Consider the following 25709-nt stretch of genomic DNA (forward strand, 5'->3'; position numbering starts at 1 on the left):
GATGAATGCATCCGCTCCGGCCCTGGCGAAGCGTGCCTTCCTGTTCGACATGGATGGCACGATCGTCGACAACATGGCCTTCCACACGCGCTCGTGGCTGGCGTTCTTTGAACGCCAGGGCCATGTGCTGGATGCGGACGCCTTTTTCCGCGACACGGCGGGACGCCACGGCCGCGAAATCATCGCCAAGTACCTGGGCGAGGATGCCGACCACGCCACCCTGCTGGCCGAAAAGGAAGTCGTCTACCGCGACATGTATGGCCCGCACCTGGCCACCGTCGCCGGTTTCGACGCCCTGACGGCCAGCGCGCGCCGGCATGGCGTGGGCCTGGTGGTCGGCTCGGCCGCGCCGACGGAAAACATCGACTTCACGCTCGACGGCCTGGACCTGCGCCAGCGCTTCGACGCCATCGTCGGCGCCGCCGACGTGGAGCGGGGCAAGCCGCACCCGGACGTGTTCCTGAAAGGCGCGCGGCTGGCCGGCGCCCTGCCGGAAAACTGCATCGTCTTCGAAGACGCGCCCCTGGGCGTGGAAGCGGCGCGGCGCGCCGGCATGCGGGCCGTGGTGCTGACCACCACCCTGCCGGCGGCGGCGTTTGCCGCCTTCGACAACGTGATTGCAATCGTGCCGGATTTCTCCGCGCTCGACGTCGACGCACTGTTTGCCAGCGTGGCGCCAGCGCTGGCACCACATCATCAATAATCTACAACGAAGAACACCATGACTACGGATATCCAAGAACAAGCCGCCGCCCCCGATGAAAACAAGATCATCGCCGAGCGCCGCGCCAAGCTGGCCGCACTGCGCGAACAAGGCATCGCCTTCCCGAACGATTTCCGCCCCGAGCACAAGGCGGCCGATCTGCACGCGCAATACGACGGCAAGACGCGCGAAGAGCTGGAAGAGAACCCCGTACACGTGGTGCTGGCCGGCCGCATGATGCTCAAGCGCGAAGCGGGCAAGAAAGCCGCTTTCGCCACCCTGCAGGACGCGTCCGGCCCGAAGGCCGACGGCCGCATCCAGATCTACGCCACCCTTGACCTGACGGGCGAAGCGGCCATGGCCGCCCTGCACCACTATGACCTGGGCGACATCCTGGGCGTTGCCGGCACCCTGTTCAAGACCAAGACGGACGAACTGACCATCAAGGTGTCGGAACTGCGCCTGATCACCAAGTCGCTGCGTCCGCTGCCGGACAAGTTCCACGGCCTGGCCGACCAGGAAACCAAGTACCGCCAGCGCTACGTCGACCTGATCATGAACGAAGAGACGCGCCGCACCTTCAAGGCCCGTACCGCCGCCATCTCGTCGATCCGCCGCTTCATGGAAAAGAACGAGTTCATGGAAGTGGAAACGCCGATGCTGCACACCATCCCCGGCGGCGCGGCGGCCAAGCCCTTCATCACGCACCACAATGCGCTCGACATGCAGATGTTCCTGCGCATCGCGCCCGAGCTGTACCTGAAGCGCCTGGTCGTGGGCGGCTTCGACCGCGTGTTCGAGATCAACCGCAACTTCCGCAACGAAGGCGTGTCGATCCGTCACAATCCTGAATTCACGATGATGGAATTCTACGCGGCCTACACCGACTACAAATGGCTGATGGACTTCACGGAAGCCGTCATCCGCCAGGCCGCCATCGACGCGCACGGCACCGCCACCCTGACCTACGGCGGCCGCGAACTGGACCTGGCCAAGCCCTTCCACCGCCTGACCATCGTCGAAGCGATCAACAAGTATGCTCCAGGCTACACCGCCGAACAGCTGAACGATGCCGACTTCATCAAGGAAGAGCTGAAAAAATTCGGCGTCAAGCCTTTCGCCACGGCCGGCCTGGGCGCGCTGCAACTGGCGCTGTTCGAGGAAACGGCCGAAGCGCAGCTGTGGGAACCGACCTACATCATCGACTACCCCGTCGAAGTGTCGCCGCTGGCGCGCGCTTCCGACACGGTGGCCGGCATCACGGAACGCTTCGAGCTGTTCATGGTGGGCCGCGAAATCGCCAACGGCTTCTCCGAGCTGAACGACGCGGAAGACCAGTCGGCCCGCTTCCTGGCCCAGGTAGCCGCCAAGGACGCCGGCGATGAAGAGGCGATGTTCTACGACGCCGACTACATCCGCGCGCTGGAATACGGCATGCCGCCCGCCGGCGGCTGCGGCATCGGCATCGACCGTTTGATGATGATCATCACGGATTCGCCGAACATCCGCGACGTGCTGCTGTTCCCTCACCTGCGCCGCGAAGAATAATCGCGGACGCTGGCCAATAAAAAGCCGCCTGATCGCAAGATCAGGCGGCTTTTTTCATGCCCCAAAGACAAATGCTGGGGTCAGTCTCTTCGAGATCGGTATCAGTTCCATTGGAACTGATACCCCCCGGCGGGTCTGACCCCGGCAGTCACCTTATTGCACTACCGTATAGCACGGCACATACGCCGTGCCCGCCAGCTTCATGCGGTGCTGCGCCACGAACGAGGCCAGCAGCGCGTCCATGGGGCCGGCGATGGATTTGTCGCCGTGGATCTCGAAGTTGCCGTGCTCTTCGATGGAGCGGATGCCGTCGTCCTTGACGTTGCCGGCCACCACGCCGGAAAACGCGCGGCGCAGCTGGGCCGCCAGCAGGTGCGTGGGCTGGTTCTTGTGCAGGCTCAGGTTGCGCATGTTTTCATGCGTGGGCTGGAACGGCTTCTGGAACTCGTGGTCGATCTTCAGCAGCCAGTTGAAGTAATACGCGTCGCTGTGCGCCTTGCGGAATTCGCGCACCTGGCGTATGCCTTCGAGCATCTCGCGCGCCACCAGTTCCGGATCGTCGATGATGATCTTATAGCGCTGCTGCGCTTCCGGGCCCAGCGTATCGCTGATGAACTGGTTGATCTGCACGAAATACTCGCGCGAAGTTTCCGGCCCCGTGAAGATCAGGGGGAACGGAATTTCGGCATTGTCCGGGTGCAACAAAATGCCGAGAATGTACAGTATCTCTTCGGCCGTGCCCGCGCCGCCCGGGAACACGACGATGCCGTGGCCGGCGCGCACGAACGCTTCCAGGCGCTTTTCGATGTCCGGCATGATGACGAGGTCATTGACGATGGGATTCGGCGATTCGGCCGCGATGATGCCCGGCTCCGTGATGCCCAGGTAGCGGCCATTGTGCAGGCGCTGCTTGGCATGGCCGATGGTGGCGCCCTTCATGGGACCCTTCATGGCGCCCGGGCCGCAGCCCGTGCAGATGTCGAGGCCGCGCAAGCCCAGCTGGTAGCCCACTTCCTTCGAATAATTGTATTCGGCGCGGTTGATCGAGTGGCCGCCCCAGCACACCACCAGGTTCGGGTTGAGCTGGGTTTGCAGCACGTTGGCGTTGCGCAGGATGTGGAAGACGGCGTCCGTGATGCCTTCCGTGCTGTGCAGGTCGAATTTCGGGTTGCCCGTCACTTCGTCGCTGACGAAGATGATGTCGCGCAAGACGGCGAACAGATGCTCGTGGATGCCCTTGATCATCTTGCCGTCGACGAAGGCGATGGCGGGCGCGCCCTTGATGTCGAGCTTGATGCCGCGCTCGCGCTGGATGATGGAGATTTCAAACGATTGATATCGCTCAAGCAGGGCGCGCCCATCGTCGATGGTGCTGCCGCAGTTGAGGACCGCCAGCGCGCAGCGGCGGAAGGTGTTGTACAGGCCGCCCTGGCTGGTATCGAGCAGTTTGTTGACTTCAGTCTTGGAGAGCACGTCCAGGCGGCCTTCCGGTGAAACCAGAGTATCGATAACGTCGTGTTCCATAATGCGAAAAATCCCTTAAAAAATCGATCCTCGAATGTGTTGCAGCCTCAATATACGACAAGTCAGGCCAGTTGTGCTGTAGCGCCGCAAAAACCCCGTGGGCCGCGCCAGCCTGCAAACCGGTTTGACCAATATGAAACAGTCATTCTTGCTAATGCGAATGGAAACCTTCGCTCAGCGCAATTTGTAGATTAGAATGCCTGCCTATTGGAATTCCCGTGTGGTCGGTTCTTCATGAGAGTGCCCGCGGCGCGGCAGGCTTCCATAAGTTTGTTTTATCGATTGACTATAATAATTTTTCAGGAGGAACCGCATGAGCGGTGCGACTACGCCCAACAAGGAAGCCGTTATTCCCGAGTTCAAGCAGATTATGGGCCATCCAAGCCCATTGTGGATGTTGTTCATGACTGAATTCTGGGAACGCTTCGCGTTCTACGGAGTTCGCTGGGCGCTGGTACTGTACATCGTGGCCCAGTTCCACGCTGGCGACGGTTCGGGACAGGCAGCGGCCAACCTGACCTACGGTTCCTTCCTCGCGCTGGTGTACGCCGGCGCCCTGTTCGGCGGCTACCTCGCCGACCGCATCATCGGCTACCAGCGTTCCATCCTGCTGGGGGCCGTCTTCATGGCGGCCGGCCTGTTCTGCATCTCGGTGCCGAACCAGGACATCTTCAACCTGGGCCTGGCCACCATGATCGTCGGTAACGGCATGTTCAAGCCGAACATCTCGACCATGGTCGGCAAGCTGTACACGACCGCCGATCCACGCCGCGACAGCGGCTTCACGATCTTCTACATGGGCATCAACATGGGCGCCATGGTTGCCCCTGTCTTCACCCAGTGGCTGGCCGAGTCGATCTTCGGCACCAGCGCCATGCCGTCGTACAAGATGGTCTTCATGGCATCCGGTTTCGGCATGCTGATCAGCCTGGTATGGTTCGCCATCGGCCGCCGCGCCCTGAAGGGCATCGGCGCGCCGGAAGCCGGTTCCGGCAGCCCGATGCGCGTCGTCTGGGTCGCCCTGGGCTGCCTGTGCGTGATCCCGCTGATGTACTTCCTGCTGACGGTCGGCGCGGAAAAGCTGCAAATCGTCCTGACCGTGCTGTTCATCGGCCTGGCCGTGATGCTGATGGTCGAAGGCATCCGCAATGGCAAGGTGGCGCGCGACCGCGTCATCGCCATGCTGCTGATCTTCGTCTTCAACATCCTGTTCTGGATGTTCTTCGAACAGGCTGGCAGCTCGTTTACTTTCCTGGCTGACAAGATCGTCAACCGCGACCTGGGCTTCTGGATCTTCCCGACCGCCTACTTCCAGACCGTCAACTCGGTCGCGATCATCATCTTCGCGCCTATCATCGCCGCCATCTGGGTCTTCCTGGCACGCCACAACGTCAATCCGTCGATCCCGCGCAAATTCGGCCTGGGCTTGCTGGGCAATGCCCTGGCTTTCGGCTTGCTGATCTTCGCTCTGTCGAGCCTGGTTGGCGCCGACAACAAGATCCCGTTCTGGACCCTGACCACCGTCTACGTGCTGCAATCGATCGGCGAGCTGTGCCTGTCGCCCATCGGCCTGTCGATGGTCACCAAGCTGGCTCCGGTACGCCTGGTCGGCATGGGCATGGGCGGCTGGTTCCTGTCGACCGGTATCGGCAACAACCTGTCGGGTATCTTCGCCAGCTACGTCAGCGGCGAAAGCGGCATGTCGGTGCAATCGGCCCTGTCCGGCTACACCTTCGGCTTCTGGTCCCTGCTGGGCGCCGGCGTCGTGCTGTTCCTGATCGCACCGCTGATCAACAAACTGATGCACGGCGTGAAGTAATCGCCTTGTCGTGAATCGGAACGGCGGCCTGCGGGCCGCCGTTTTTCATTCCGGCAGCCGCTTCCCCCTTGCCGGACGGTACAATACGGCCAGGGCCAGCGGCCACCCCACCAACCTATGCAAAGAATCCCATGTCCAGCATCTCCACCACCTCGCCCCTCTCCGACGACGAATACGCCGAACTCGACACCCTGCTGGCCGCGCCCGCCCTGCAAGCCCGCGCCATGGACGTGTCGATGCTGGAAGGCTTGCTCACGGCCGTCGCCCTGAACCCGAAACAAATTACCCCTGAGCAATGGTTGCCGTGGATGTGGGACAAGGCGGCCGGCGCTACGGCGCCCGCGCCTGGCGCGGACAGCGAACGGGCCGCCAGCCTGGCGCAGCGCCACCACGCCTATATGGTCGAATGGCTGGCGAAGGACCCGGACAGCTTCGAGCCCATCTACGAGTGCGGCCCCGAATGGAGCGTGCCCGCCTGGTGCGCCGGCCTCATCCTCGGCACGACCCTGGACAAGCCCCAGTGGGCAGCCCTGGCCGTCAGCCACCCCGAATACCTGGCGCCGTTCCAGCACCTGGCCACGGCCACGGAACTCGATGACGAGGCGGCGGAAACGGCCATGGATGGCGTCACTCCCGCCGTGATCGCCATCAATGCCGCCTGGGCGCGCCAGCGCCACCTGAAACAAAGCCAGCCCGGCGCCACCGTGCTGCGCGAGCTGCCGAAGACGGGCCGCAACGACCCGTGCCACTGCGGCAGCGGCAAGAAATACAAGAAATGCTGCGCCGACGCCGATAGCGCGGCGAACTAAGGCAGCACCAGCTTGCGCCAGCTGCTGACGGCCCTGCTGCGCTTTCTGCTGCGCCACGCGCTGCAGTTCGCGCTGTTCATCGCCATCCTGCTGGCCGGACGGCTGCTGCTGGCCGAATGGCACGCCTACAGCGCCAGCAGCGGGGCCGTGGCCGCGCTGCGCCAGGCTTCCGGCAGCGCCGACAGCCACGGCGCCAGCCTGGCCGCTGCGGCCACGGCGCGGGTCTACGCCTTGCAGCACGCCTCGCAGAGCACCATCGCGGGCCGCCTGGAGCAAGTGCAGGCCCAATTGCGCCAGCTGCGCGCGCAGCAGCAGCCAGCGCTGTTTTCCCTGCCCCTGCCCGACGCCGCGACGCTGGCCCGCCATGCGCAGGACGAGGCCATGCGCCGCGTGGAAATCGAAGTGCTGGCGCAGGAAGCCCGCCACCTGGGCGCCCTGCAGGCGGCGCTCAGCGGCGAAGATGCGCGGCAGACGCTGGCGCGCCTGCATGCGCAGCACGTCCAGGCCTATGCTGCGCTGAAAGAAAATGCGCGCCAGCGCCGCGAACTGGAAGCGCGGCACCCGCTGGCCGCCCACCTGCCCGGCAGCGACGCCTACGCGCAGCTGGCGCGCCTGGAGATGGAAGGACAGCGCCTGCGCGAAATCAACCTGCAAGCCTACAAGGCCTGGCTGGCGCAGCGCGCGCGCACCGGCGACGCCGCGCATGCCGCCCTTCCCGCCCCATTTGCCATCGACGGGCAAGCCCTGGCCGCCGCGCTGGCGCCCATGCACGCGGCCATCGCGGCGGGCGAGGCGCAGCTGGCGCGCAACTGGATCGGCCGCTGGCGCGGCCCCGTCATGGACGTGGCGCCCACGGCCGCCCTGCTGGTACTGTCGGCCATCCTGCTGCCCGCCGCCATCAAGGCCTTCTTTTATTTCGTGCTGGCGCCCGTCGCGTCCCGCTTGCCGCCGCTGTCGATCGCGCGCGAACTGCAGCTCGAAGGCGCCGCCCTGCCCCTGCCGCCGCCGGGCGAATCGCGCATTTCCGCCGTTTCGCAGGCGCTGCAGCTACAAGCCGGCCAGCAGATGCTGATCCATCCCGAATACCTGCAATCGTCGCCCGTCAGCACGCGCAAGCGCACGCAATGGCTGCTGGACTGGCGCTTCCCGTTCACCAGCCTGGCCGCCGGCATGGTGGCGCTGACCCGCCTGCACAGCGACGTGCCGGCATCCGTGACGATATCGGCCAGCGACGACCCGCTGCTGGAAGTCGCCGTCGTGCGCCTGCCGGCCGGCAGCGCGCTCGTGTTCCAGCCGCGGGGACTCGTGGGACTGATCACGGAGGCGGGCCAGCCGCTGGCGATGTCCAGCCACTGGCGCCTGGGCAGCCTGCACGCCTGGCTCACCCTGCAGCTGCGCTTCATCGTCTTTCGCGGCCCCGTCACCCTGATCGTGCGCGGCTGCCGCGGCGTGCGCCTGGAGCGCGCCGGCCAGGGCCGCTCCATCAGCCAGTCCGCCACCCTGGGCTTTACCACCGACGTGCTGTATTCCACCATGCGCAGCGAAACCTTCATCCCGTATTTGCGCGGCCAGCAAGCCTTGCTCAACGACCGCTTCGACGGCGACAACGGCGTCTACCTGTACGAGGAAACCCCGCGCCACGGCAAGCAGCCGGGCAAGGCGGGCAGCTGGTTCGAGGGGATGACGGACGCCATCCTGAAAGTGTTCGGCATCTAGCCGGAGTATCAACCATGGACGACTTCCTGTTTGCCGATTTTCTCGACGGCCCCGCCGCATATGCGGCAGCGCAAGCGTACTGGCAGGCGCGCCTGGCCTTCCTCAGCGGCCAATGCGCGCCCTACCTGCGCACCGCCTTCGCCAATGGCCAGCCATTTGCCGACGGCAATCCCATCGTCAACCTGGCCGACCGGAGCGCCGGCAAGGCGGCGCGCATCGTGCAGCAATGCCCGCGTGAATACGGCCCCGGCTACACGAGCTTCGAACAGGCCATCGAGCTGGCCGACGGCGGCGGACATCCCCGCCCGGCGCGGGAAAAGATCATCGTCCTGACCTTGACGCAGGCGGCGGCGCAGAAGGCCGAGGCGGAACTGCGGGCCTGGTTTGCGCCGGCGTAAGGCCGCGCGCTACCAGAGGTAAGCGACGCGCACGCCGACATTGCGCTGCTCGCCGTAATTGCAGGCCCGCGCCGAGAAACACGAGGCGACATGGTATTTGTCGAACAGGTTCTTCACCGTCATGCCCACGCTCAGGCCGCGCCAGGCGCTGCGGGCCTGGCCCAGGTCATAGCGCAGCGACAGGTCCGCCAGGGTGACGGCCGGCACCTGGAAGGTGTTCTCCGCGTCGCCCCAGCTGGCGCCCACGTGGCGCACGCCGGCGCCCGCCGACAGGCCGCGCCAGCGGCCGGCAAACGCATAGTCGGCCCACGCGGAAGCCATCTGCCTGGGCACTTCGTACGGCGACTTGCCCTGCACGTTCGTGCCCCACATGTCCGGATTCGCCTTCGTCACCTTCAGGGGATTGTAGGTGAGGGACGCCAGCAGTTTCAGCTGGCTGCTCGGCTGCGCCGCCACTTCCAGCTCGATGCCGCGCGAGCGCACCTCCCCCTGCTGAATGGAGAAATTCGGCTCGTCCGGGTCCGTCGTCAGCACGTTCTGGCGCCGCAGTTCGAAGGCGGCGGCCGTCACGGACAGTTGCGCGCCCGGCGCGTATTTCACGCCGACCTCCACTTGCCGGGCCGTTTCCGGCTCGAACGGACGCTCGTGGCGGTCCGCGCCGGAGACGGGCGAGAACGACTCGCTGTAGCTGGCGTAGGGCGCCAGGCCGTTCGCCGCCAGGTAGGTGACGCCGGCGCGGCCCGTGAACGCCCGGGGCTTGCGCACGGTCGTGGCCGGGGGCGATGCCAGCAGATTGCGCTGCTCCTGACGCGTCCAGTCCTGGCGCCCGCCCACGGTGACGACCCAGTTGCCGTATTGCGCGCGGTCCTGCAGGTAGGCGCCCAGCTGCCGGTGATGCTCGCGGCGCAGGGCGTCCGGCGCCAGCGCCGCCAGGTCCAGCGCGCTGCCGTAGACGGGGCGATAGATATCGATCTGCGGGCCGTCGGCGATATACGAGCTGAACGAGGTATTGCTGCGGCTGTAATCGATGCCGGCAACGATCTCATGGCGCAACGCGCCCGTCGCCACCTGGCCCGTCACATTGGTATCGAGCGAGTACACGCTGCCCTTGCCGTCGCGCGTATCGATCTCGCGGTTGGTCACCGCATGGTCGATTAAGTTGCCATATCGAAACATATACTGTTCATGGTTATCCGCGTGCAGGTAGCGGAAATTCTGCCGCACCGTCCATCCGCTGTCGAAGGTGTGGCGCGCCGCGTAGCCCGCCGAGGCGACGCGCGTTTCCTCGTGGTCGAAGCCCGGCTCGCCCAAGAAGCGCGTCAGCGGCAATCGGCCGTTGGGATTGCTGCCGTTCAGGGCTTCCCACTGCACGTTCGACGATTGCATGGCGCGGTTCTTCTGGAAAAAGCCCAGCACGGTGATGCTGGTGCGGGCGCTCAGCGCCCACGTCAGGCTGGGCGCCAGATAATAGCGGTCGTCGTGCATGTAGTCGATCTGCTGGTCCGCCTTGCGCACCAGCCCCACCAGGCGGTAGCGCAGGCTGCCATCGTCCGCCAGTGTGCCGCCCACGTCGAGGGCCAGCTGCTTGCGCGCGTAGCTGCCCAGCGACAGTTCGACCTGGTCCACCTGCTCCGGCGCGGGGCGCTTGGCGACGAAATTGACGATGCCGCCCGGCGCTGTCTGGCCATACAGCACGGACGAGGGACCCTTGAGCACTTCGACGCGCTCGGCGCCATACGGCTCCACGCCAAAGAAGCCCAGCGTCCCCATCGGCATCAGGCGCATGCCGTCCAGGTAGAACGCGCCCGAGAACTGGCTGAAACCGCGCACGGCCAGGCTGTCGTCGGCGGGGTTGGCGCCTGCCGTGTTGCTGCGCAAGCCGGCCGTGTACTGGATGGCGTCGTTCAGGGTGCGCACGCCCTGGTCATCCATGCGGTCGCGCGTGATGACGGACACCGATTGCGGCACTTCCAGCAGGGAAGCGTCGGTCTTGGTGGCCGTGCTGGCCCGCCGCGCCACATAGCCGCTGACCTTGCCCCACGGGTTTTCCTCTTCCCCCTGCGCGCTGACGGTGACGGGCGCCATCGTCTGCACGCCATCGCCCGCCGCGCCGGCGCCGGGTGTGCTGGCGGCGCGCAGCGCATAGCCGCCGCCGGCCGTGCGCACGGCGGCCAGCCCGGTGCCGGCCAGCGCCCGCGCCAGCGCGTCGTCCACCGTGTAGCTGCCGCTGACGCCGCCGCTGCGCAGTCCTTCCGTCGCGGCCGAGCCGAAGGCGATCAGCAAGCCCGCTTCGCGCCCCAGCCGGTTCAATGTCGCTTCCAGCGGCCCGGCCGGGATGGCGTAATGGCGCAGGGACTCGGGCTGTCCGGCCTGCCCGGCCGTTTGCGCCTGCGCCGGCGCGCCGGCCACGCTGGCCAGGGCACCCAGGCACAGGCCGTGCACCAGCAGGGCCAGCGGTTTCATAGTCGACAGGCCCGGTACCCGGCTGCGCGTGGAAGGATGGAGTGTGCTGCGGTCGTTCATGGTATGCCCTCGTATCATGGAATGGGTGGGACGGGCCGTAACCCGCGTCCTCACTTCCCTTAACAAGGCAGCACGCCAAAACAGTCCATGTATTTTCGATTTATTTTTTCGCGGCGCGCGGCCGCACGGTGACCCAGTAGCGCGTCAGGTAATGCAGTTCGACGGGCAAGGCTTCCACCAGCGCCAGCAGCACCCTGTCGGTGTCGGCCAGCGGATAGGCGCCCGACACCAGCAGGTGCGCCAGCGCCGAATCGCATCCCAGGTGGCCGCGCCGGTGGCGCGACAGCTCCCGCAGGAAGGCATCGAGGCGCATGTGCGCGGCGACCAGCATGCCGTCGGCCCATGCGCCCGCGCCCGCATCGAGCGCATGCGCCGCGCCCGCGCCGTCGCGGGTAAAACTGCCCTCTTCGCCCGCCTGCAGCACGCGCGGCCGGCCCTGCGCCGCCGCTGGCCGCAGCTCGACGGCCCCTTCCAGCACGCCCACCTGCACGTAGCCCGCGTGCTGGCGCACGATGAAACGCGTGCCCAGCGCCCGCGCCGTGCCGTCGGCCGTGTGCACGAGGAAGGGCCGCTGCCGCGCATCGGGCGCCGTCTGCAGCAGCACCTCGCCGCGCAGCAGCCGCACCGCGCGCACGCTGGCGTCGTAGCGCAGCGCGATGGCGCTGTCGGTATTGAGCACCAGCGTGCCGCCGTCCGGCAGGCGCACCGTGCGCCGCTCGCCCGTGGCCGTGCTGGCGTCGGCGTCCCACGCTTGCCAGATGGGTGTCTGGCGCAGCAGGGCGGCGCTGCCGCCGGCGACCACCAGCGCCGTCAGCACGCGCACGGTGCGGCGCCGCTGCGCGCCTGCCGGCGCGGCCAAGGCGGCGCCGGCCAGCGGCGGCGGAATGCCGGCCAGCTGGCCGCTGACCGCCTCGATGCGCTGCCAGGCCCGCTCATGTTCCGCGTCCGCGGCGCGCCAGCGCTGCCACGCGGTGCGCTGTGCGGCAGTGGCGTCGCCGCCCTGCAGCGCCAGCCACCACTGCACGGCCTGCCGCGCCACGGCGGGCGCCACGCGCACGGCGGTATCGGTGCCGCCCAGGACGGCCGGCATCGCTTCATCCATCGTGCTGCTCCGGGAAAAAGCAGCGCAGGGCCGCCCTGGCCAGGTGGCGCTTGACGGTGGACAGGGAAATGCCCAGCTCGGCCGCGACCTCCTGCTGCCCCATGCCGTCGAGCTGCACCAGCAAAAAGGCTTGCCGCGCCTGCGCCGGCAGCGCGGCCAGACGCCGGTCCAGCTCCACCAGGCGTTCGAGGAACATCAGGCGCACTTCGGGCGGCGGCGCCACCGGTTCCGGCATCAGGGCGAGGGCATCGAGGTAGGCTTGCTCGATGGCGCGCCGGCGCACGTGGTTGATCAGCAGGTTGCGGGCGATCGTCGTCAGGTAGGCGCGCGGCTCCTGCACGCCCTGCATTCCCCGCGGCGCGAGCACGCGCAGGAAGGTGGCCTGCGCCAGGTCGGCCGCGTCGAAGGCGTTGCCCACCTTGCGCTGCAGCCAGCCCTGCAGCCAGCCGTGGTGCTGGCGATACAGGATGGCGATGTCATCGAAATCATGCAGGGTAAGGTGGTCGGCGGACATGGAGCGGCGGGTCTGGCGGGCAGCACAAACTTAATGAGAATTATTCTCAATTATAGGCAGAAGTGAACATTGCGGCAAGATCGCTGCATGCGACGGCCCCGGCCAGCGCCTCAATCCGGCCTGAAGTCGGCCTGCAGCACAGCATAGACATGCAGGTCGACAAACGCGCCATGCAGCCATTCCGCCTGCCGCAGCACGCCTTCGTGCGTGCATCCCAGCCGCCTGGCCAGCGCCATGCTGGCCAGGTTGCCGGCGGCGCACTGCAGCTCGATGCGGTGCAGCCGCAGTGGGCCAAACGCATGCGCCAGGACGGCGCGTACCGCCGCGCTGGCGATGCCGCGGCCCTGGAACGGGCGTCCGAGGTAATAGCCGATTTTCGCCTTGCGGTCCGCCGCGTCGATGTCTTTCAGGCGGATGCTGCCGCATAAGGCCGTGCCGGAGAAAACATGCCATTCCAGTACCTCGCCAAGTGCTGCCCGTTCGCAGGCGTGCGCCAGGTACGCCCGCGCGCCGTCCGGGCACGCCAGCGGCAGCACGGCAGGCAGGTAGGCTTGCAGGTGTTCGCGGTTCTGCGCCACCAGGGTGGCGAGCGCTGCGGCGTGTTCAGGCAAGGTTGGAACAATGGAAATATCAGGAAAACTTGAAAGATTCACGCGCAAAAATTCCTGACGGACCCGAAAGGTTAAGGAAGAGACATGCAGTCTGACCGCTACGCGGCAATCGAATGCGACACCGTCAGCCACTCGCCCGGCTGCAGGTTCGCCGCCGCCTCGCGCGTGGCCAGCACGCTGTCGGGGTCCAGTTCGGACCGGTTCAGCTTGTAGGAATAGGCAAAATCGTCCGCATCGAAGGCTTGCCCCGCCTTGACGTAATACTTGAAGCCGACGAAGGAATCGGGATTGGTGACGACTGCATACTCGAGCGTGACGCTATTCATGGCGGACCCCGTCAACGGTGGTGAGGCATCCATTATGCGTCAATTCCGGCCGGCGCGACGCCACGACGGATTCTTGCGGCAAGTCAACCGGCAAGCGGGCTGCCGGCGCTACAGTAGGCAGACCCAGCCACCACGCCATCCCACCATGCGCACACTCCTCGGCAAGATCAGGCACACCCTGGCGCTGCCAGCCCGGCTCCCGGCGGCGGCGCGCAGCGAGCGCCGCGCGGACCGGCGCGGCCTGCCCGCTGTCGATCCGGGCCCGGACGCCGTCATTCATGCCTGCGCGGCCTGGCTGGGCGCGGCGCAGGACCATTCCAGCTCAAACGACGGCGGCGTCGCCCGCGACTACAGCCTGCTGACGGGCTGGTCGAGCTCCTACCCCGAAACCACCGGCTACATCATCCCCACCATGATCGCCCTGGCGCGGCGCACGGACGACGAAGAGCTGCACGGGCGGGCGCGCCGCATGCTCGACTGGTGCGTGGCCATCCAGTTCGCGGAAGGCGGCTTCCAGGGCGGCAAGATCGATTCCACGCCGCGCGTGCCCGTCACCTTCAATACGGGCCAGATCCTGCTGGGCCTGGCCGCCGGCGTGCAGGCCTACGGCGCGGCCTATGCGGATGCCATGCACCGCGCGGCGCGCTGGCTGCGCGACAGCCAGGATGCCGACGGCTGCTGGCGCCGGCATCCGACGCCGTTCGCCAGCGCCGGCGACAAGGCCTACGAGACGCACGTGGCGTGGGGCCTGTTCGAGGCTGACCGCGTGGCGCCGGGCCTCGGCTACGGCGCGGCCGGCCTGCGCCAGGTCGACTGGGCGCTGGGCAAGCAGTGGGCCAACGGCTGGTTCGCGTCGAATTGCCTGGACAACCCGCTCCTGCCCCTGAGCCACACCATCGGCTACGTCTTGCGCGGCCTGCTCGAAGCGCACCGTTTTGCGGCGCGCGCGGACCTGCTGGACGCCGCCGCGCGCACGGGAGCGGGCGTCGCCGGCGCCGTGGCGGCCGATGGCTACCTGCCCGGGCGCCTGGGGCCGGACTTCCAGCCCGGTGCCGGCTATGCCTGCCTCACCGGTTCCGCGCAAAATGCCCACTGCCTGTTCCTCCTGTACCAACGCACGGGCGAGCGCCGCTACCTGGACGCGGCGCGCCGCCTGAACGGCTACGTGCGGCGCACCGTCGCCACCAGCGGCCCGGCGCACGTGCGCGGCGGCGTCAAGGGTTCGTTTCCCGTCGATGGCGATTACGGGGGCTGGGCTTACCTGAACTGGGCCGCCAAGTTCTGCATCGATGCCAACCTGCTGGAACTGGAGTTGCGCGATGCTTGAGGGGACCAGACGCACCGTCCACGCGGCGCTGGAAGCGTGGCGCCGCGCCGCCAGCGCCCGCCGCCAGCGCCGGCAGGGGCGCCACGTGACGCGCGCCGCCCTGGCGGCCGGCCTGGCGCGGCTCGGCGTGATGCCGGGCGACGCGCTGTTCATCCATTCCTCGCTGAAAAGCCTGGGCTACGTGGAAGGCGGCGCGGCGGCCGTGATTGGCGCCCTGCAGGATGCCGTCGGCCCGCAGGGCACCTTGCTGCTGCCCACCTACTACCTGCCCGGCGGCACGCTGCGCGCCGCTTGCGCCACGCCAGGCTATATGTTCGATGCGCGCCGCCACGGCACGCACATGGGGCGCCTGCCCGAGACCTTCCTGGCCTGCGGCGATATCCACCGCAGCATCCACCCGACCCACTCCGTGTCCGCGTGGGGCCGCCATGCCGCCTGGCTGACGGAAGGCCATCACCGCGCGCCGTCGATCTTTGGCGCAGGCTCGCCCTGGCAGCGCTTCCTCGGCTGCCAGAATGCGAAGGTGCTGGGCCTGGGCATTTCCATGGGGCCGGTGACCTTCTATCACGCGCTGGAAGACGCCATGGGCGACGCCTTTCCCGTGCCCGTGTGGGAAGGGCCGACGGCGCTGCTGGCCTGTCTGGACCACGACGGCCGGCGCTGGGACGTGCCCGTGCGGCCCTACGCCCCCGCCATCGCGCAGCGCCGCATCGACCAGCCGGGCCGGGGCGACTTGCGCGATTATTTCGAGCGCGAATTCGACGCCGCCGGCCTGCGCGTCAACGGCCAGGTCGGCGATGCGGCGTCGTGGTGCATCCCGGCGCAGGCGTTCTTCGACCACCTGCGCCAGCTGGCGTCCGAACACGTGACGATCTACGCCACGGCGGCGGAACTGGCGGCGCGCCCCGTCCTGTACGGCGTCCTACGGCACGGCCGGTGAGCCTGCCGACGGAGCCGTCGCGCGCGCGGCAGCGGGCGCGGTGCGCTGCAAATCGTACAGACCGCCTCCGCTGGCGACAAAATACAAGGTGCCGGCCTCGGCATTCACCGCATCCTCGATGGGGCCGCCCGCGCCACGCTTGCGCACCGTCCAGTTACCTTCCTGCAAATCCGTCACCAGCACCTGCATGGATGCGCCGTAGGCCGGCAGCTCGACCGTGACGAGCCCGCCCAGCGGCTGGCCGCTCCTGGAAAACAGCACCACGCGGTTCCGGATCTGCACGCCGGCCAGCAAGGGCGACTCGATGGCCGTCGTGGGCAGCGCAGGCAGCGCGCTGCCGGCATCCATCACCTGCATGACGTTCAGGAACAGATCCGTTTCGCTGGCGGCGGACGGCGACACCTCCAGCCGCCAGGCGCCCGCTTCCTCCGTCGAGTAGTCGGCCTCGGGCTGGATAGGATAATTCGTCCCGTTGACGCTGAATTCATTGCCGCTGCCACCCACCTTGGCCAGGGTGGCATTCGCCGGCAGCAAGGTCCGGTTGATCAGCTTGCCGTTGTACTGGTAGGTGTGGTTGTAGTCCCATTCCGTGCGCCGGATAACGGCCGTGTCGCCGCTGATGTCGGGTTCGGACTGGCTGTGCAGCAGCCACGTCTTCCTGAAGCCCGCGTCGCTGGCGCTGACCCTGTCAAACACGACCAGCGCGGCCGGATGGTTCGCATCCTTGAGATTGAGGAAGACGAACGAGCGCTGGAACTGGCGCACCTTGCTGCTGTACGCGGCCGTCAGGTCGCCCTTGAGGTAGCTGAAGTCCGGCGCCTGCGCCTGGGGACCGACCTGGTGCTTGAGGACGGTGGCCACCTTGTAGCCGTTGGCCAGGTCCGCCAGGGTTTCCGGCTCGTCGCCCGGGAAGCGCTGGCCGCCGTCATTGGCAAAGCCGTCGAAATTCTCGGCGGGATCGTGCACCAGCACCGTGTTGTGCGCGATCGTGCGCTTGTGGTAGTTCATGTCATGCGCGCTGCCGTATTCCAGCGTGATGGAAGGGTCGAGCACGTCGCGGCCGCTGTAGATGCCCGAATCGATGGCCAGGCCGCCCTTGTAATAGATCTGGAAATGCCCGGCATCGTAATGCTCGTGGTTGCCGAACCAGTCGCCGCCCAGCTTCATCGTGGCCACCACATCGCCCGCATCCGCCTGCATGGTATCCGTCCAGCCCGTGCGGGCGATCATCAGGCCGGCGGGGTCCGGGAAATACTTGGTCATTGGCAAGGTCGCCGGGCCGGGCGTGCTGCCCATGACCGTATTGCCCAGCAACACAGGCCACAGGCTATCCTTGGGATGGATGAAGCTGGTCGACGGCTGCGACGACTGCTTCAGGTACTCGTGCTTCAAGGTGGGATTGTTGTAGTAGCTCGCGGGCAGCAGGAAGGCCAGCGGTTCGCTCCAGGTCTGCGTGCTGTTGGTGTAGGACGAATGGTAGACGTCGCCGTCGCGCATCCACTGCCCGTCGGGACGGCGCCCGTACAGCCAGTGATAGGGCGTCATCTGCTGCACGGGATCGAACACGGGGGCGGCGCCCATGCGCCGGAACAGCCAGGCGGCATACATATCCGACAGGAAACGCACGGTGCCGTAGGATGCCCCCTGGTGATACGCCTGCGCCGCATAGGCGTAGTTGCGCGGCGCGATGTAGTCGGCAAAGAAGCGCCCCGCGACGATGTTGTAGACCAGCGGCGCCTCGTCATAGAAGGCGATGGCGGCGGACAGCTGGTCGCGCAGCAGCTGGTTGTCGCTGCCGTGGCCCACGACGGCGCCCTGGCGCGATGGCGGAAAGCCGATTTCCATCGTCGCCGCGATCTGCGTAAAGCGCGTGACGACGTAGGCGCGCTGCTGCGCCGTCATCAGCGTGAAGCACCAGTCGTACACCATGGCGCTGGCCAGGACGATCTCGCCTTTTTCGTTCGAATAGCCGTAGCCGGGCGAAAAGCGCACGGCGGCCAGGTAGTCGAGCAGCATCTGCACGGCTTCCCTGCCCCGCTGCGCCTGCGCCGGCACGAGGCCCTGCTCGTACAGCAGCGAGGACAGCGCCTTCGCCTTGATCGCGTTCACCACATCGGCCTGGTGATTCGTCATGGCCGGGCCGCCGGGCACGAACGGGGGCAGCGCCGGCAGGGCCACCACGGCCGACGCGGCGATAAAGCCATTCAGGACGGCGCGGTGCGACGCCATTTCTGCCGCAGTCGACTCGAAACGGCTGCGCATGGCACCCAGGTCCCCCACCCGGGCAAACACGCGGGGATGCTCGCCGGCGGGCGGCAGCACTGTGGGCAGCGGATACGCGCCGTGGCCTTGCGGGACAAAATCGGCGAGCGCCGTCACCAGCAGGCAGTCGATGCCCACGCCACCGTCGCGGTACTTGAGCTTGAGCTGGCGTTCGCCGGCGGCCAGCCAGCGGGTGACGGGCACCCACGTCCACTGCCCTGCCTGGCCGGACACGTTCGGCACGGCGATACTGGCATAGGCGCCATCGTCGAGCGCCAGGTACAGCGAGGCGGCGTTTGCCGCCGGTGCCAGCACGCGCAGCCAGACCGTGTAGCTGCCGTCGCGGGGCACGGCCACGGCATACGCCAATTCCGCTGCCGCGCCTGGCGTATCGGCGCGCGCCAGGTCCGCCGGCGTGGCCAGGTACAGGCCGCCCGATACCGCGTTGCGGCCCGCGCTGTCCAGCGCCCATGGCGCTCCCGGCGCCGCCGCTTCCGCCTCGAACATGGCTTCGACGGGAAAAGGCGCCGCATGCAGGACGGGACTGGCCGCCAGCAGGGCGGCATGGATAAAACCGTGCAATTTGTTACGGCTGCGCAGCTTGGACATACTGGGACCTCCAGATTGTTGTATTTTAAATAGCAGGAACAATACACCATCCGGGCCGATTTGATTGCATTTTTATAACAAATTCGTCCTGCGCCATGGCGCCGGGTCAAAAAAAAACCGCCCGGTGCGAGCCGGGCGGTTGTCATCGGGGCGGGCCGGACGTCAAGCCTGCGGGCCGTCCGCCTTCTTCTCTCGCGCGACGAAATACAGCAGCACGATGATGGCCGCGTACGGCAGCAGCGACAGCGCGTCCGAGTGCAGGCCCGCGTACAGCGGGTTGCCGTGCTCGGCCCAGTCGGCCATCATCTGGTCGAAGTGCGTCAGCACGCCGGCCGTGATGGCGATGATGATGCCGGCCAGCGCGCCGCCGGCGATGTAGCCGGACGCCAGCAGCACGCCCGAGCTGCGGTCGCCCGCCAGCTGGCGCTCTTCCTCGTTCAGTTTCGCGTTGTGTTCCAGCTTGTTGTTGCGGCGGTCCGCCAGCCAGCGCACCAGGCCGCCGACGAAGATCGGCAAGGTGGACGACAGTGGCAGGTACACGCCGACGGAAAACGCCAGCGAGGGGATGCCGGCCATTTCCAGCACCACGGCGATCATCACGCCAAACAGCACCAGGGTCCACGGCAGCTGCTGGTCGAGGATGCCCTTGATGATGTAGGACATCAGCACCGCCTTGGGCGCATCGTATTTCTTCACTTCCGTGCCATCGGGACGCTTGTTGTAATGGCCGTTGATGCCCGGATCGACCAGGTAGGCCAGCTGGCCATCATCCTTGACAAAATACTTGCCGGCCGGGCCGCCCACGGTGTCCGTCTTTTGCCAGACTTTATACGTGTTGTGGTCCGTATCGGCTTGCGGGCCATGCAGCTCGCCCGTCACCGTCAGCTTGGACGCATCGACCGTCAGGCCGGGTGCCACTTGCGCTGCCGGCACGTAGACGGTGCTCGCCTCATTGAGCTTGAGCAGGATGGGGCCGAGGATCAGGGCCGACGACAGGGCGCCCGCCAGGATCGCGTACTGCTGCAGGCGCGGCGTGGCGCCCACCAGGTAGCCGGTTTTCAAGTCTTGCGAGGTGGTGCCCGCATTGCTGGCGGCGATGCACACGATGGCGCCCACCGACAGGGCCGTCACATAGTAACGCCCGCCCGTCCAGCCCATGATGAGGAAGATCAGGCAAGTGAACAGCAAGGTGGCCACGGCCATGCCGGAGATCGGGTTCGACGAGGAGCCGATTTCGCCCGTCAGGCGCGACGACACGGTGGCGAACAGGAAGCCGAAGACGAGGATCAGCAGCGCGCCGAGGAAATTCATGTGCAGCGGCGTGGCGAAGGTGATCACGGCGATGATGGACAGGCAGCCGATGACCACCCATTTCAGGGGGATGTCCTGGTCCGTGCGCAGGGTGGACGCCGTCTTGACGCCCTTGCCCAGGCCCTTCAGGCCGGCCGACAGGCTGCGCCAGATCATGGGCATGGCGCGCACCAGCGAAATGAGGCCGCCGGCGGCCACGGCGCCCGCGCCGATGTACAGCACATAGGCGCTGCGCACGTCGTCGGCGCCCATTTCGCTGATCAACTTGGTGCCCGGCGAGAGCACGGTGGTCAGGCTGTCGCCGAAGAACTTGATCATCGGGATCAGCACCAGATAGGACAGCACGCCGCCGGCCGCCATGGTGGCGGCGATGCGCGGGCCGATGATGTAGCCCACGCCCAGCAGTTCCGGCGAAATCTCGGCGCCGATGGAGCCGCCCTTGAGCGGCGCGGCGAATTCCACGCCCGGCGTGTCCTTCCAGCCCTTGAACGAGATGTTGAACACCTTGTACAGCAGGCCGACGGCAAAGCCGCCGAAGATGATCTTCGCGCGGCGCTTGGCGTCCAGCGCGGCGGCCGAATCCTTCTCGATGCTTTCGCCGGCGGCGATGCGCGATTCTTCCGTGGCGGCCGCCTTCAGCACTTCGGCGCACGCCGTGCCTTCGGGGAATTTGAGTTCCTTGTGCTGGTCGACGATCATGGTGCGGCGCATGGGGATCATCATCAGGATGCCCAGCAGGCCGCCGAGGATACCGACCAGCATGACTCTGGAGATTTCCAGGTCGAAGCCGAGGATCAGGATGGCGGGCATGGTCACGCCCAGGCCGAAGGCCAGCGATTCGCCGGCCGAACCGGCCGTTTGCGTGATGCTGTTTTCCAGGATCGAGGAATCCTTGCCGCCCACTTTCTTGGCCAGGCCGAACAGGGTGATGGCGATCACGGCGACGGGAATCGAGGCGCTGACGGTCAGGCCCACCTTCAGCACCAGGTAGAGCGAGGAGGCGCCGAAGACCATCCCCAGGATGACGCCCATGAACAGGGCGCGGAAGGTCATTTCGGGCAATTTCGCGTCGGCCGGGATATACGGCTTCATGGCGCTCGGTGTTGCATCTTTTGCCATACAAAGTTCCTTAGTCTTGTAAAATAAACAGCCCGGATTGACGCCCGGGCTATTTTCTTGAAGCCGAGACTATCGCACAGCCGCGTTTCGATGAAAAGGTTTTTTGCTCCCCCTTCCGGCACCGGCCCCTGCGCTGCGCCAACGCCGGAGCGCTCGCCGCATTGGTCTATAATCGCTGCCACCGTGCCCTGCACGCTCATGTGAGACTGCCTTGACTGCCAAACGAACCGGATTTCCCTGGCCTTCCCGCCGCGCCACCGTGCGCGGCTTCATCATCGCCGGCTGCGCCGCGCTGGCCGCCGCCCTGCTGCTGGCCGCCTACCTGTTCCTGTACGTGCGTCCGCGCCTGCCCGAACTGGACGTCATCACGGATTACCAGCCGAAGATTCCCCTGCGCGTGTACACGGCCGACAATGTGCTGATCGGCGAATTCGGCGAGGAGCACCGCGACTTCGTGCCCATCGCCCAGGTGCCGGAGATGATGAAGAAGGCCCTGCTGGCCATCGAGGACAGCCGCTTCTACGAACACCACGGCATCGACTTCGTGCGCGCCGGCGGCGCCGTGCTGTCGAACCTGCGGCACGGCTTCGGCCACGGCGGCGGCTCCACCATCACCATGCAGGTGGCGCGCAACTTCTTCCTGACGCGCGAAAAAGTCGCTTCGCGCAAGCTCAATGAAATCATGCTGGCCCTGAAGATCGAGGCGGCCCTGTCGAAAGAGCAGATCCTCGAGCTGTACATGAACCAGATGTACCTGGGCCAGCGCTCGTTCGGCTTCGGCAGCGCGGCGCAGACGTATTTCGGCAAGCCCCTGTCCGAACTGTCGATCGCGGAAATGGCCATGCTGGCCGGCCTGCCGCAAAACCCGTCGCGCCACAATCCGATCAGCAATCCGAAAAAGGCGCACGCGCGCCAGCAGCTGGTCCTGAAGCGCATGCGCGAACTCGATTACATCAGCGAAGGCCAGTACCGGCAGGCGCTGGCGCAGCCGCTGCATATCAACAGCCGCGGCAAGCAGGGTTTCGACACGCACGCCGAATACGTGGCCGAACTGGCGCGCCAGGCCGTCTACGCCCAGTACAAGGAAGACAGCTACACCAAGGGCATCAGCGTCTACACGACGATCCTGAAGGCCGACCAGGATGCAGCCTACGCCTCGACGCGGCGCAACGTCATCGCCTACGACCAGCGCCACGGCTACCGCGGCCCGGAAACCTTCATCGACCTGCCGGCGGACCCCGAGCAGCGCGACGACGCCATCGATGCTGCACTGCAAAAACGCCCGGACAGCGACGGCCTGATCGCCGCCGTCGTCACGGAAGTGTCCAGCGGCAAGGTGCTGGCCGACACGGGCGACGGCGACGCCAAGGCCATCACGGGCGACGGCCTGCGCTTCGCCGCCCCCGCGCTGTCCGCCAAGGCAGGCGCCGGCATCAAGCTGCGCCCGGGCGCCGTCATCCGCATCAGCCAGGATGCCAAGGGCAACTGGGGCATCACGCAAGTGCCGCTGGTGGCCGCCGCCTTCGTCTCGCTGGACGCGGACACGGGCGCCTACCACGCCATGGTGGGCGGCTTCGACTACAACCTGCAAAAGTTCAACCACGTCACGCAGGCCTGGCGCCAGCCCGGTTCGGCCATGAAGCCCTTCGTGTACTCGGCGGCGCTGGAAAAAGGCTTTTCGCCGGCCACCCTGATCAACGACGTACCCCTGGAAATGCAGGCGGGTGGCAAGGTGTGGGCGCCGCAGAATGACGATTTCAAGTTCGACGGCCCCATCACCATGCGCTACGCGCTGGCGCAGTCGAAGAACGTGGCCTCGGTGCGCATCCTGCGCGCGCTGGGCATAGCGTACACGCACGACTTCCTGGAAAAATTCGGCTTCGACCCGGCGCGCCAGCCCAGCAACCTGACCATGGCGCTGGGTACGGGTTCCGTCACGCCCGTGCAGATGGCGGGCGCCTACGCCCTGTTCGCCAATGGCGGCCACCAGGTGGAACCCTACCTGATCGACCGCATCGTCGACGCCAAGGGCGCGGTGCTGATGCAGACCAAGCCGCCCGCCCCCAACGACGACAAGACCCTGGCGCTGGACCCGCGCAACGCCTTCGTCATGGACAGCATGCTGCGCGAAGTGGCGCGCACGGGCACGGGCGCGGCGGCGACGAAGAAACTGGGACGCAGCGACATCGCCGGCAAGACGGGCACCACGAGCGACGCCGTTGACGGCTGGTTCGCCGGCTACGGCGGCGGCATCGTGGCCGTGGCGTGGATGGGCTATGACGATCCCAAGTCCCTGGGCGGGCGCGAATTCGGCGCCACCCTGGCCATGCCGATCTGGATCGACTACATGCGCACCGCGCTCTCCACGCGCCCGCAAGTGACGCGCGCCGTGCCGGCAGGCCTGAGCCAGGTCGATGGGGAATGGATGTACGATGAATTCATCGACATGAATGGCGTCAAGACGCTGGACATGGACGTGGAAACGCCGACGGACCCGGCGGCGCTGCCGCAGACGCTGCCAGTGGAGACAAATTAAAGCCGGGGTCGGACCCTGAGGGACTCGGCGTCCCCGTCCGACCCCAGATCTTGCCCTGGGGTTGAGACTAAAAACTAAACGCCGCTCATGCTCAAATACCTGCGCACGGTACTGACCACGCTGTCGGCGAAATCGTCGACATTGACCTTCGCCGCGCGGTACTTCCAGCGCTTCACGTACCAGTCCTGGAACAGGGCCAGGCAGTGCGCCGACAGCAAGGTCGGATCGCCCTGCGGCCCCGGTTCGATTTCCGCGATGGTGGCGGCGATCAGGGTCTGCACATACAATTCCGAATTCTTCGCCATGCTGCGCTGCTCCACCTGCAGCACGCGCGAATCCATGAAGACAAAATAAAACCACGGCTGCAGCACCTCTGACAGGTAGATCGACGAGCGTATCATCGCCTCCAGCCGGTCCAGCGGCGACTTCACGTCGGCAAACAGCAGCGGCAAGGCTTGCGTGGCGTGGCGCACCACGTCCTCGATCATCTCGGCCAGCTGGTCCTTGCTGGCGATGTAGCCATACAGGCCGCCCATCGACAGGCCCGTCTCGCGGCACAGGTCGCGCAAGCTCATGGCGCGGAAGCCCACGTCATTGGCGAGGCGGAACGTGGCGACGAAGATGCGTTCGAGGTTTTCCAGTGCCGGCTTGCGGCGCTTGACGCCGATGCGCTCCGCGTGGCGGTCAAGAATATATTCCCAGATGTTTTCGCCATTTAAAGGCGTCATCTGCTGAAACTGTTCAAAATTAAAATGGGTCGACAAGTGCATTCCCAAGTAACGGTTATGTGCGGTGTAAATACAGCGCCTGGACGGCGCTGCAAGACGGCGGGACGGCGGATTTCGGGGCGATTATAGCGCAGGAAAACCGCTATTTTACTTTTCAACTATGCAATGGGCGTATAAGCAACGAGCAATGCGCAAAGTTATTGCGCTGCATCATGCAATTCCCATGCAATTTACTGCCAGCAGTGCTACATTTCAAAAACCGAGCGCTCGCTATATTTAATGCATCGATAGAATGTACGGCAGGCGCGCGGATCATCGCTACAGCATCGACATTTCCACTATATTAAAATAACGGAGACAAAATGAAGACTCGCTTCTGGCAACTGCTTTCCACCCTGCTGCTCGCCCTCGCCATCCTGCCCGGCAGCGCCGGCGCCGCCGGCTACACGCAAACGAAATACCCGATCGTGCTCGTGCACGGCCTGTTCGGCTTCGACAAGCTCGGTCCCGTCGAATACTTCTACGGCATCCCCGACGCCCTGCGCAGCGGCGGCGCGCAAGTCTACGTGACCACCGTCTCGGCGGCGAACAGCACGGAAGTGCGGGGCGAGCAGCTGCTGTCGCAGGTGCGGCAAATCCTCGCCGCCACGGGCGCGGCCAAGGTCAACCTGATCGGCCATAGCCACGGCGGCCCCACGGCCCGCTATGTCGCTTCCGTGCGGCCCGACCTGGTGGCTTCCGTCACCAGCGTGGCCGGCGTCAACAAGGGCTCGAAGGTCGCCGACATCCTCGTCGGCGCCGCCCCCGGCACCAGCGGCGCGCTGGGCAATGCCCTCGCCTCCCTGATCGGCATTTTGTCCGGCAACAAGGGCTTGCCGCAAAACGCGGGTGCCTCGCTGGCGTCGCTGTCCACGGCCGGCTCGCTGGCCTTCAACAGCCGCCACCCGCAAGGCGTGCCGGCCAGCGCCTGCGGCGAAGGCGCCTACCAGGAGCAAGGCGTGTACTACTTTTCCTGGAGCGGCGCACAGCCGTACACGAACGTGCTCGACGTGGGCGACCCGCTGCTGGCCACCATCAGCCTGGCCTTCGGCGGCGCGAAGAACGATGGCCTGGTGAGCAGCTGCTCCAGCCACCTGGGCAAGGTGATCCGCGACGACTACGCCATGAACCACCTCGATGAAGTCAACCAGTTCGTCGGCATCGTCAACCTGTTCGAGACCAGCCCCGTGACGGTCTTCCGCCAGCAGGCCAACCGCCTGCAAGGCCTGGGACTGTAGGGAGCGG

Annotated in this window: 19 protein-coding genes; 10 read left to right on the forward strand and 9 right to left on the reverse strand. The window is 66.3% G+C overall.

The window, feature by feature from the left end; genetic code table 11:
• Nucleotide 1: 1 nt before the first annotated feature.
• Nucleotides 2-703: an HAD family phosphatase gene (locus tag EBS11_RS00960; RefSeq protein ID WP_290599810.1), complete on the forward strand. Its 702-nt coding sequence runs from the start codon at nucleotides 2-4 to the stop codon at nucleotides 701-703.
• Between the two features lie 18 nt (nucleotides 704-721).
• Complete coding sequence (lysS, locus tag EBS11_RS00965; RefSeq protein WP_290599811.1) at nucleotides 722-2251, forward strand: lysine--tRNA ligase; 1530 nt, start codon at nucleotides 722-724, stop codon at nucleotides 2249-2251.
• Nucleotides 2252-2404: 153 nt separating this feature from the next.
• Here the strand turns inward: lysS and ppnN are convergent, their stop codons facing one another.
• Nucleotides 2405-3775: a nucleotide 5'-monophosphate nucleosidase PpnN gene (ppnN, locus tag EBS11_RS00970; protein WP_290599812.1), complete on the reverse strand. Its 1371-nt coding sequence runs from the start codon at nucleotides 3773-3775 to the stop codon at nucleotides 2405-2407.
• A 313-nt stretch (nucleotides 3776-4088) separates the two neighbouring features.
• Here ppnN and EBS11_RS00975 point away from each other — a divergent pair, with 313 nt between their 5' ends.
• The 4 genes from EBS11_RS00975 (at nucleotide 4089) to EBS11_RS00990 (ending at nucleotide 8517) form a co-directional block, all read left to right on the forward strand.
• Nucleotides 4089-5594 (forward strand): oligopeptide:H+ symporter, encoded by a 1506-nt coding sequence (locus tag EBS11_RS00975; RefSeq protein ID WP_131375229.1) that lies wholly within the window; start codon nucleotides 4089-4091, stop codon nucleotides 5592-5594.
• A 131-nt stretch (nucleotides 5595-5725) separates the two neighbouring features.
• Nucleotides 5726-6403 (forward strand): UPF0149 family protein, encoded by a 678-nt coding sequence (locus EBS11_RS00980; RefSeq protein WP_290599813.1) that lies wholly within the window; start codon nucleotides 5726-5728, stop codon nucleotides 6401-6403.
• Nucleotides 6404-6415: 12 nt separating this feature from the next.
• Entirely contained in the window at nucleotides 6416-8119 is a 1704-nt protein-coding gene (locus EBS11_RS00985) for a hypothetical protein (RefSeq protein ID WP_290599814.1), read from the forward strand.
• A 14-nt stretch (nucleotides 8120-8133) separates the two neighbouring features.
• A complete protein-coding gene (locus EBS11_RS00990) occupies nucleotides 8134-8517 on the forward strand; it encodes a hypothetical protein (protein ID WP_290599815.1) in 384 nt (127 codons plus the stop codon).
• Nucleotides 8518-8526: 9 nt separating this feature from the next.
• Here the strand turns inward: EBS11_RS00990 and EBS11_RS00995 are convergent, their stop codons facing one another.
• The 5 genes from EBS11_RS00995 to EBS11_RS01015 all read right to left on the reverse strand — a co-directional run bounded on the left by EBS11_RS00995 (nucleotide 8527) and on the right by EBS11_RS01015 (nucleotide 13593).
• Nucleotides 8527-11040, reverse strand: coding sequence for a TonB-dependent siderophore receptor (locus tag EBS11_RS00995; protein ID WP_290599816.1), 2514 nt, complete (start codon nucleotides 11038-11040; stop codon nucleotides 8527-8529).
• 100 nt (nucleotides 11041-11140) lie between these two features.
• Nucleotides 11141-12142 carry a FecR domain-containing protein gene (locus EBS11_RS01000; protein ID WP_290599817.1) on the reverse strand — a complete coding sequence of 334 codons (1002 nt, stop codon included), beginning with the start codon at nucleotides 12140-12142 and terminating at the stop codon, nucleotides 11141-11143.
• Complete coding sequence (locus EBS11_RS01005) at nucleotides 12135-12656, reverse strand: sigma-70 family RNA polymerase sigma factor (RefSeq protein ID WP_290599818.1); 522 nt, start codon at nucleotides 12654-12656, stop codon at nucleotides 12135-12137. Before EBS11_RS01005 ends, EBS11_RS01000 begins: the two co-directional genes overlap by 8 nt.
• Nucleotides 12657-12766: 110 nt before the next feature.
• Entirely contained in the window at nucleotides 12767-13267 is a 501-nt protein-coding gene (locus tag EBS11_RS01010; RefSeq protein WP_290599819.1) for a GNAT family protein, read from the reverse strand.
• Between the two features lie 98 nt (nucleotides 13268-13365).
• The gene (locus EBS11_RS01015; RefSeq protein ID WP_290599820.1) at nucleotides 13366-13593 is read right to left on the reverse strand and encodes a hypothetical protein; all 228 of its coding nucleotides are present in this window, start codon (nucleotides 13591-13593) and stop codon (nucleotides 13366-13368) included.
• 145 nt (nucleotides 13594-13738) lie between these two features.
• Between EBS11_RS01015 and EBS11_RS01020 the strand changes: the two genes are divergently transcribed.
• Nucleotides 13739-14920, forward strand: coding sequence for a hypothetical protein (locus EBS11_RS01020; protein WP_290599821.1), 1182 nt, complete (start codon nucleotides 13739-13741; stop codon nucleotides 14918-14920).
• Nucleotides 14913-15860 carry an AAC(3) family N-acetyltransferase gene (locus tag EBS11_RS01025; RefSeq protein ID WP_290599822.1) on the forward strand — a complete coding sequence of 316 codons (948 nt, stop codon included), beginning with the start codon at nucleotides 14913-14915 and terminating at the stop codon, nucleotides 15858-15860. The genes EBS11_RS01020 and EBS11_RS01025 overlap by 8 nt, the downstream gene beginning before the upstream one ends.
• On the opposite strand, the gene hepB is transcribed toward EBS11_RS01025, so the two are convergent.
• Together hepB and EBS11_RS01035 are read right to left on the reverse strand one after the other, a co-directional pair.
• On the reverse strand, nucleotides 15843-18731 hold the full coding sequence (hepB, locus tag EBS11_RS01030) for a heparin/heparin-sulfate lyase HepB (protein ID WP_290599823.1): 2889 nt from the start codon (nucleotides 18729-18731) through the stop codon (nucleotides 15843-15845). The two genes, EBS11_RS01025 and hepB, sit on opposite strands and share 18 nt — an antisense overlap.
• Nucleotides 18732-18893: 162 nt before the next feature.
• Complete coding sequence (locus tag EBS11_RS01035; protein ID WP_290599824.1) at nucleotides 18894-21161, reverse strand: oligopeptide transporter, OPT family; 2268 nt, start codon at nucleotides 21159-21161, stop codon at nucleotides 18894-18896.
• A 211-nt stretch (nucleotides 21162-21372) separates the two neighbouring features.
• Between EBS11_RS01035 and EBS11_RS01040 the strand changes: the two genes are divergently transcribed.
• Nucleotides 21373-23697: a PBP1A family penicillin-binding protein gene (locus EBS11_RS01040; protein WP_290599825.1), complete on the forward strand. Its 2325-nt coding sequence runs from the start codon at nucleotides 21373-21375 to the stop codon at nucleotides 23695-23697.
• A 74-nt stretch (nucleotides 23698-23771) separates the two neighbouring features.
• Here the strand turns inward: EBS11_RS01040 and EBS11_RS01045 are convergent, their stop codons facing one another.
• Nucleotides 23772-24425 carry a helix-turn-helix domain-containing protein gene (locus EBS11_RS01045; protein WP_290599826.1) on the reverse strand — a complete coding sequence of 218 codons (654 nt, stop codon included), beginning with the start codon at nucleotides 24423-24425 and terminating at the stop codon, nucleotides 23772-23774.
• A 362-nt stretch (nucleotides 24426-24787) separates the two neighbouring features.
• Here EBS11_RS01045 and EBS11_RS01050 point away from each other — a divergent pair, with 362 nt between their 5' ends.
• Nucleotides 24788-25702: a triacylglycerol lipase gene (locus EBS11_RS01050; protein WP_290599827.1), complete on the forward strand. Its 915-nt coding sequence runs from the start codon at nucleotides 24788-24790 to the stop codon at nucleotides 25700-25702.
• Nucleotides 25703-25709: the final 7 nt, after the last annotated feature.

It is taken from the genome of Janthinobacterium sp. (genome assembly GCF_009923995.1).
Taxonomy (GTDB): domain Bacteria; phylum Pseudomonadota; class Gammaproteobacteria; order Burkholderiales; family Burkholderiaceae_D; genus Janthinobacterium.

What these genes read in the sequence shown, in the direction of transcription:
- EBS11_RS01005 (WP_290599818.1), bottom strand. Translation starts at nt 12,656, where the DNA reads ATGTCCGCCGACCACCTTACCCTGCATGATTTCGATGACATCGCCATC.
- EBS11_RS01025 (WP_290599822.1), top strand. Translation starts at nt 14,913, where the DNA reads ATGCTTGAGGGGACCAGACGCACCGTCCACGCGGCGCTGGAAGCGTGG.
- EBS11_RS00980 (WP_290599813.1), top strand. Translation starts at nt 5,726, where the DNA reads ATGTCCAGCATCTCCACCACCTCGCCCCTCTCCGACGACGAATACGCC.
- EBS11_RS00990 (WP_290599815.1), top strand. Translation starts at nt 8,134, where the DNA reads ATGGACGACTTCCTGTTTGCCGATTTTCTCGACGGCCCCGCCGCATAT.
- EBS11_RS01020 (WP_290599821.1), top strand. Translation starts at nt 13,739, where the DNA reads ATGCGCACACTCCTCGGCAAGATCAGGCACACCCTGGCGCTGCCAGCC.
- EBS11_RS01015 (WP_290599820.1), bottom strand. Translation starts at nt 13,593, where the DNA reads ATGAATAGCGTCACGCTCGAGTATGCAGTCGTCACCAATCCCGATTCC.
- hepB (WP_290599823.1), bottom strand. Translation starts at nt 18,731, where the DNA reads ATGTCCAAGCTGCGCAGCCGTAACAAATTGCACGGTTTTATCCATGCC.
- EBS11_RS01035 (WP_290599824.1), bottom strand. Translation starts at nt 21,161, where the DNA reads ATGGCAAAAGATGCAACACCGAGCGCCATGAAGCCGTATATCCCGGCC.
- EBS11_RS00960 (WP_290599810.1), top strand. Translation starts at nt 2, where the DNA reads ATGAATGCATCCGCTCCGGCCCTGGCGAAGCGTGCCTTCCTGTTCGAC.
- EBS11_RS01045 (WP_290599826.1), bottom strand. Translation starts at nt 24,425, where the DNA reads ATGACGCCTTTAAATGGCGAAAACATCTGGGAATATATTCTTGACCGC.
- EBS11_RS00995 (WP_290599816.1), bottom strand. Translation starts at nt 11,040, where the DNA reads ATGAACGACCGCAGCACACTCCATCCTTCCACGCGCAGCCGGGTACCG.
- EBS11_RS00975 (WP_131375229.1), top strand. Translation starts at nt 4,089, where the DNA reads ATGAGCGGTGCGACTACGCCCAACAAGGAAGCCGTTATTCCCGAGTTC.
- lysS (WP_290599811.1), top strand. Translation starts at nt 722, where the DNA reads ATGACTACGGATATCCAAGAACAAGCCGCCGCCCCCGATGAAAACAAG.
- EBS11_RS01050 (WP_290599827.1), top strand. Translation starts at nt 24,788, where the DNA reads ATGAAGACTCGCTTCTGGCAACTGCTTTCCACCCTGCTGCTCGCCCTC.
- ppnN (WP_290599812.1), bottom strand. Translation starts at nt 3,775, where the DNA reads ATGGAACACGACGTTATCGATACTCTGGTTTCACCGGAAGGCCGCCTG.
- EBS11_RS01000 (WP_290599817.1), bottom strand. Translation starts at nt 12,142, where the DNA reads ATGGATGAAGCGATGCCGGCCGTCCTGGGCGGCACCGATACCGCCGTG.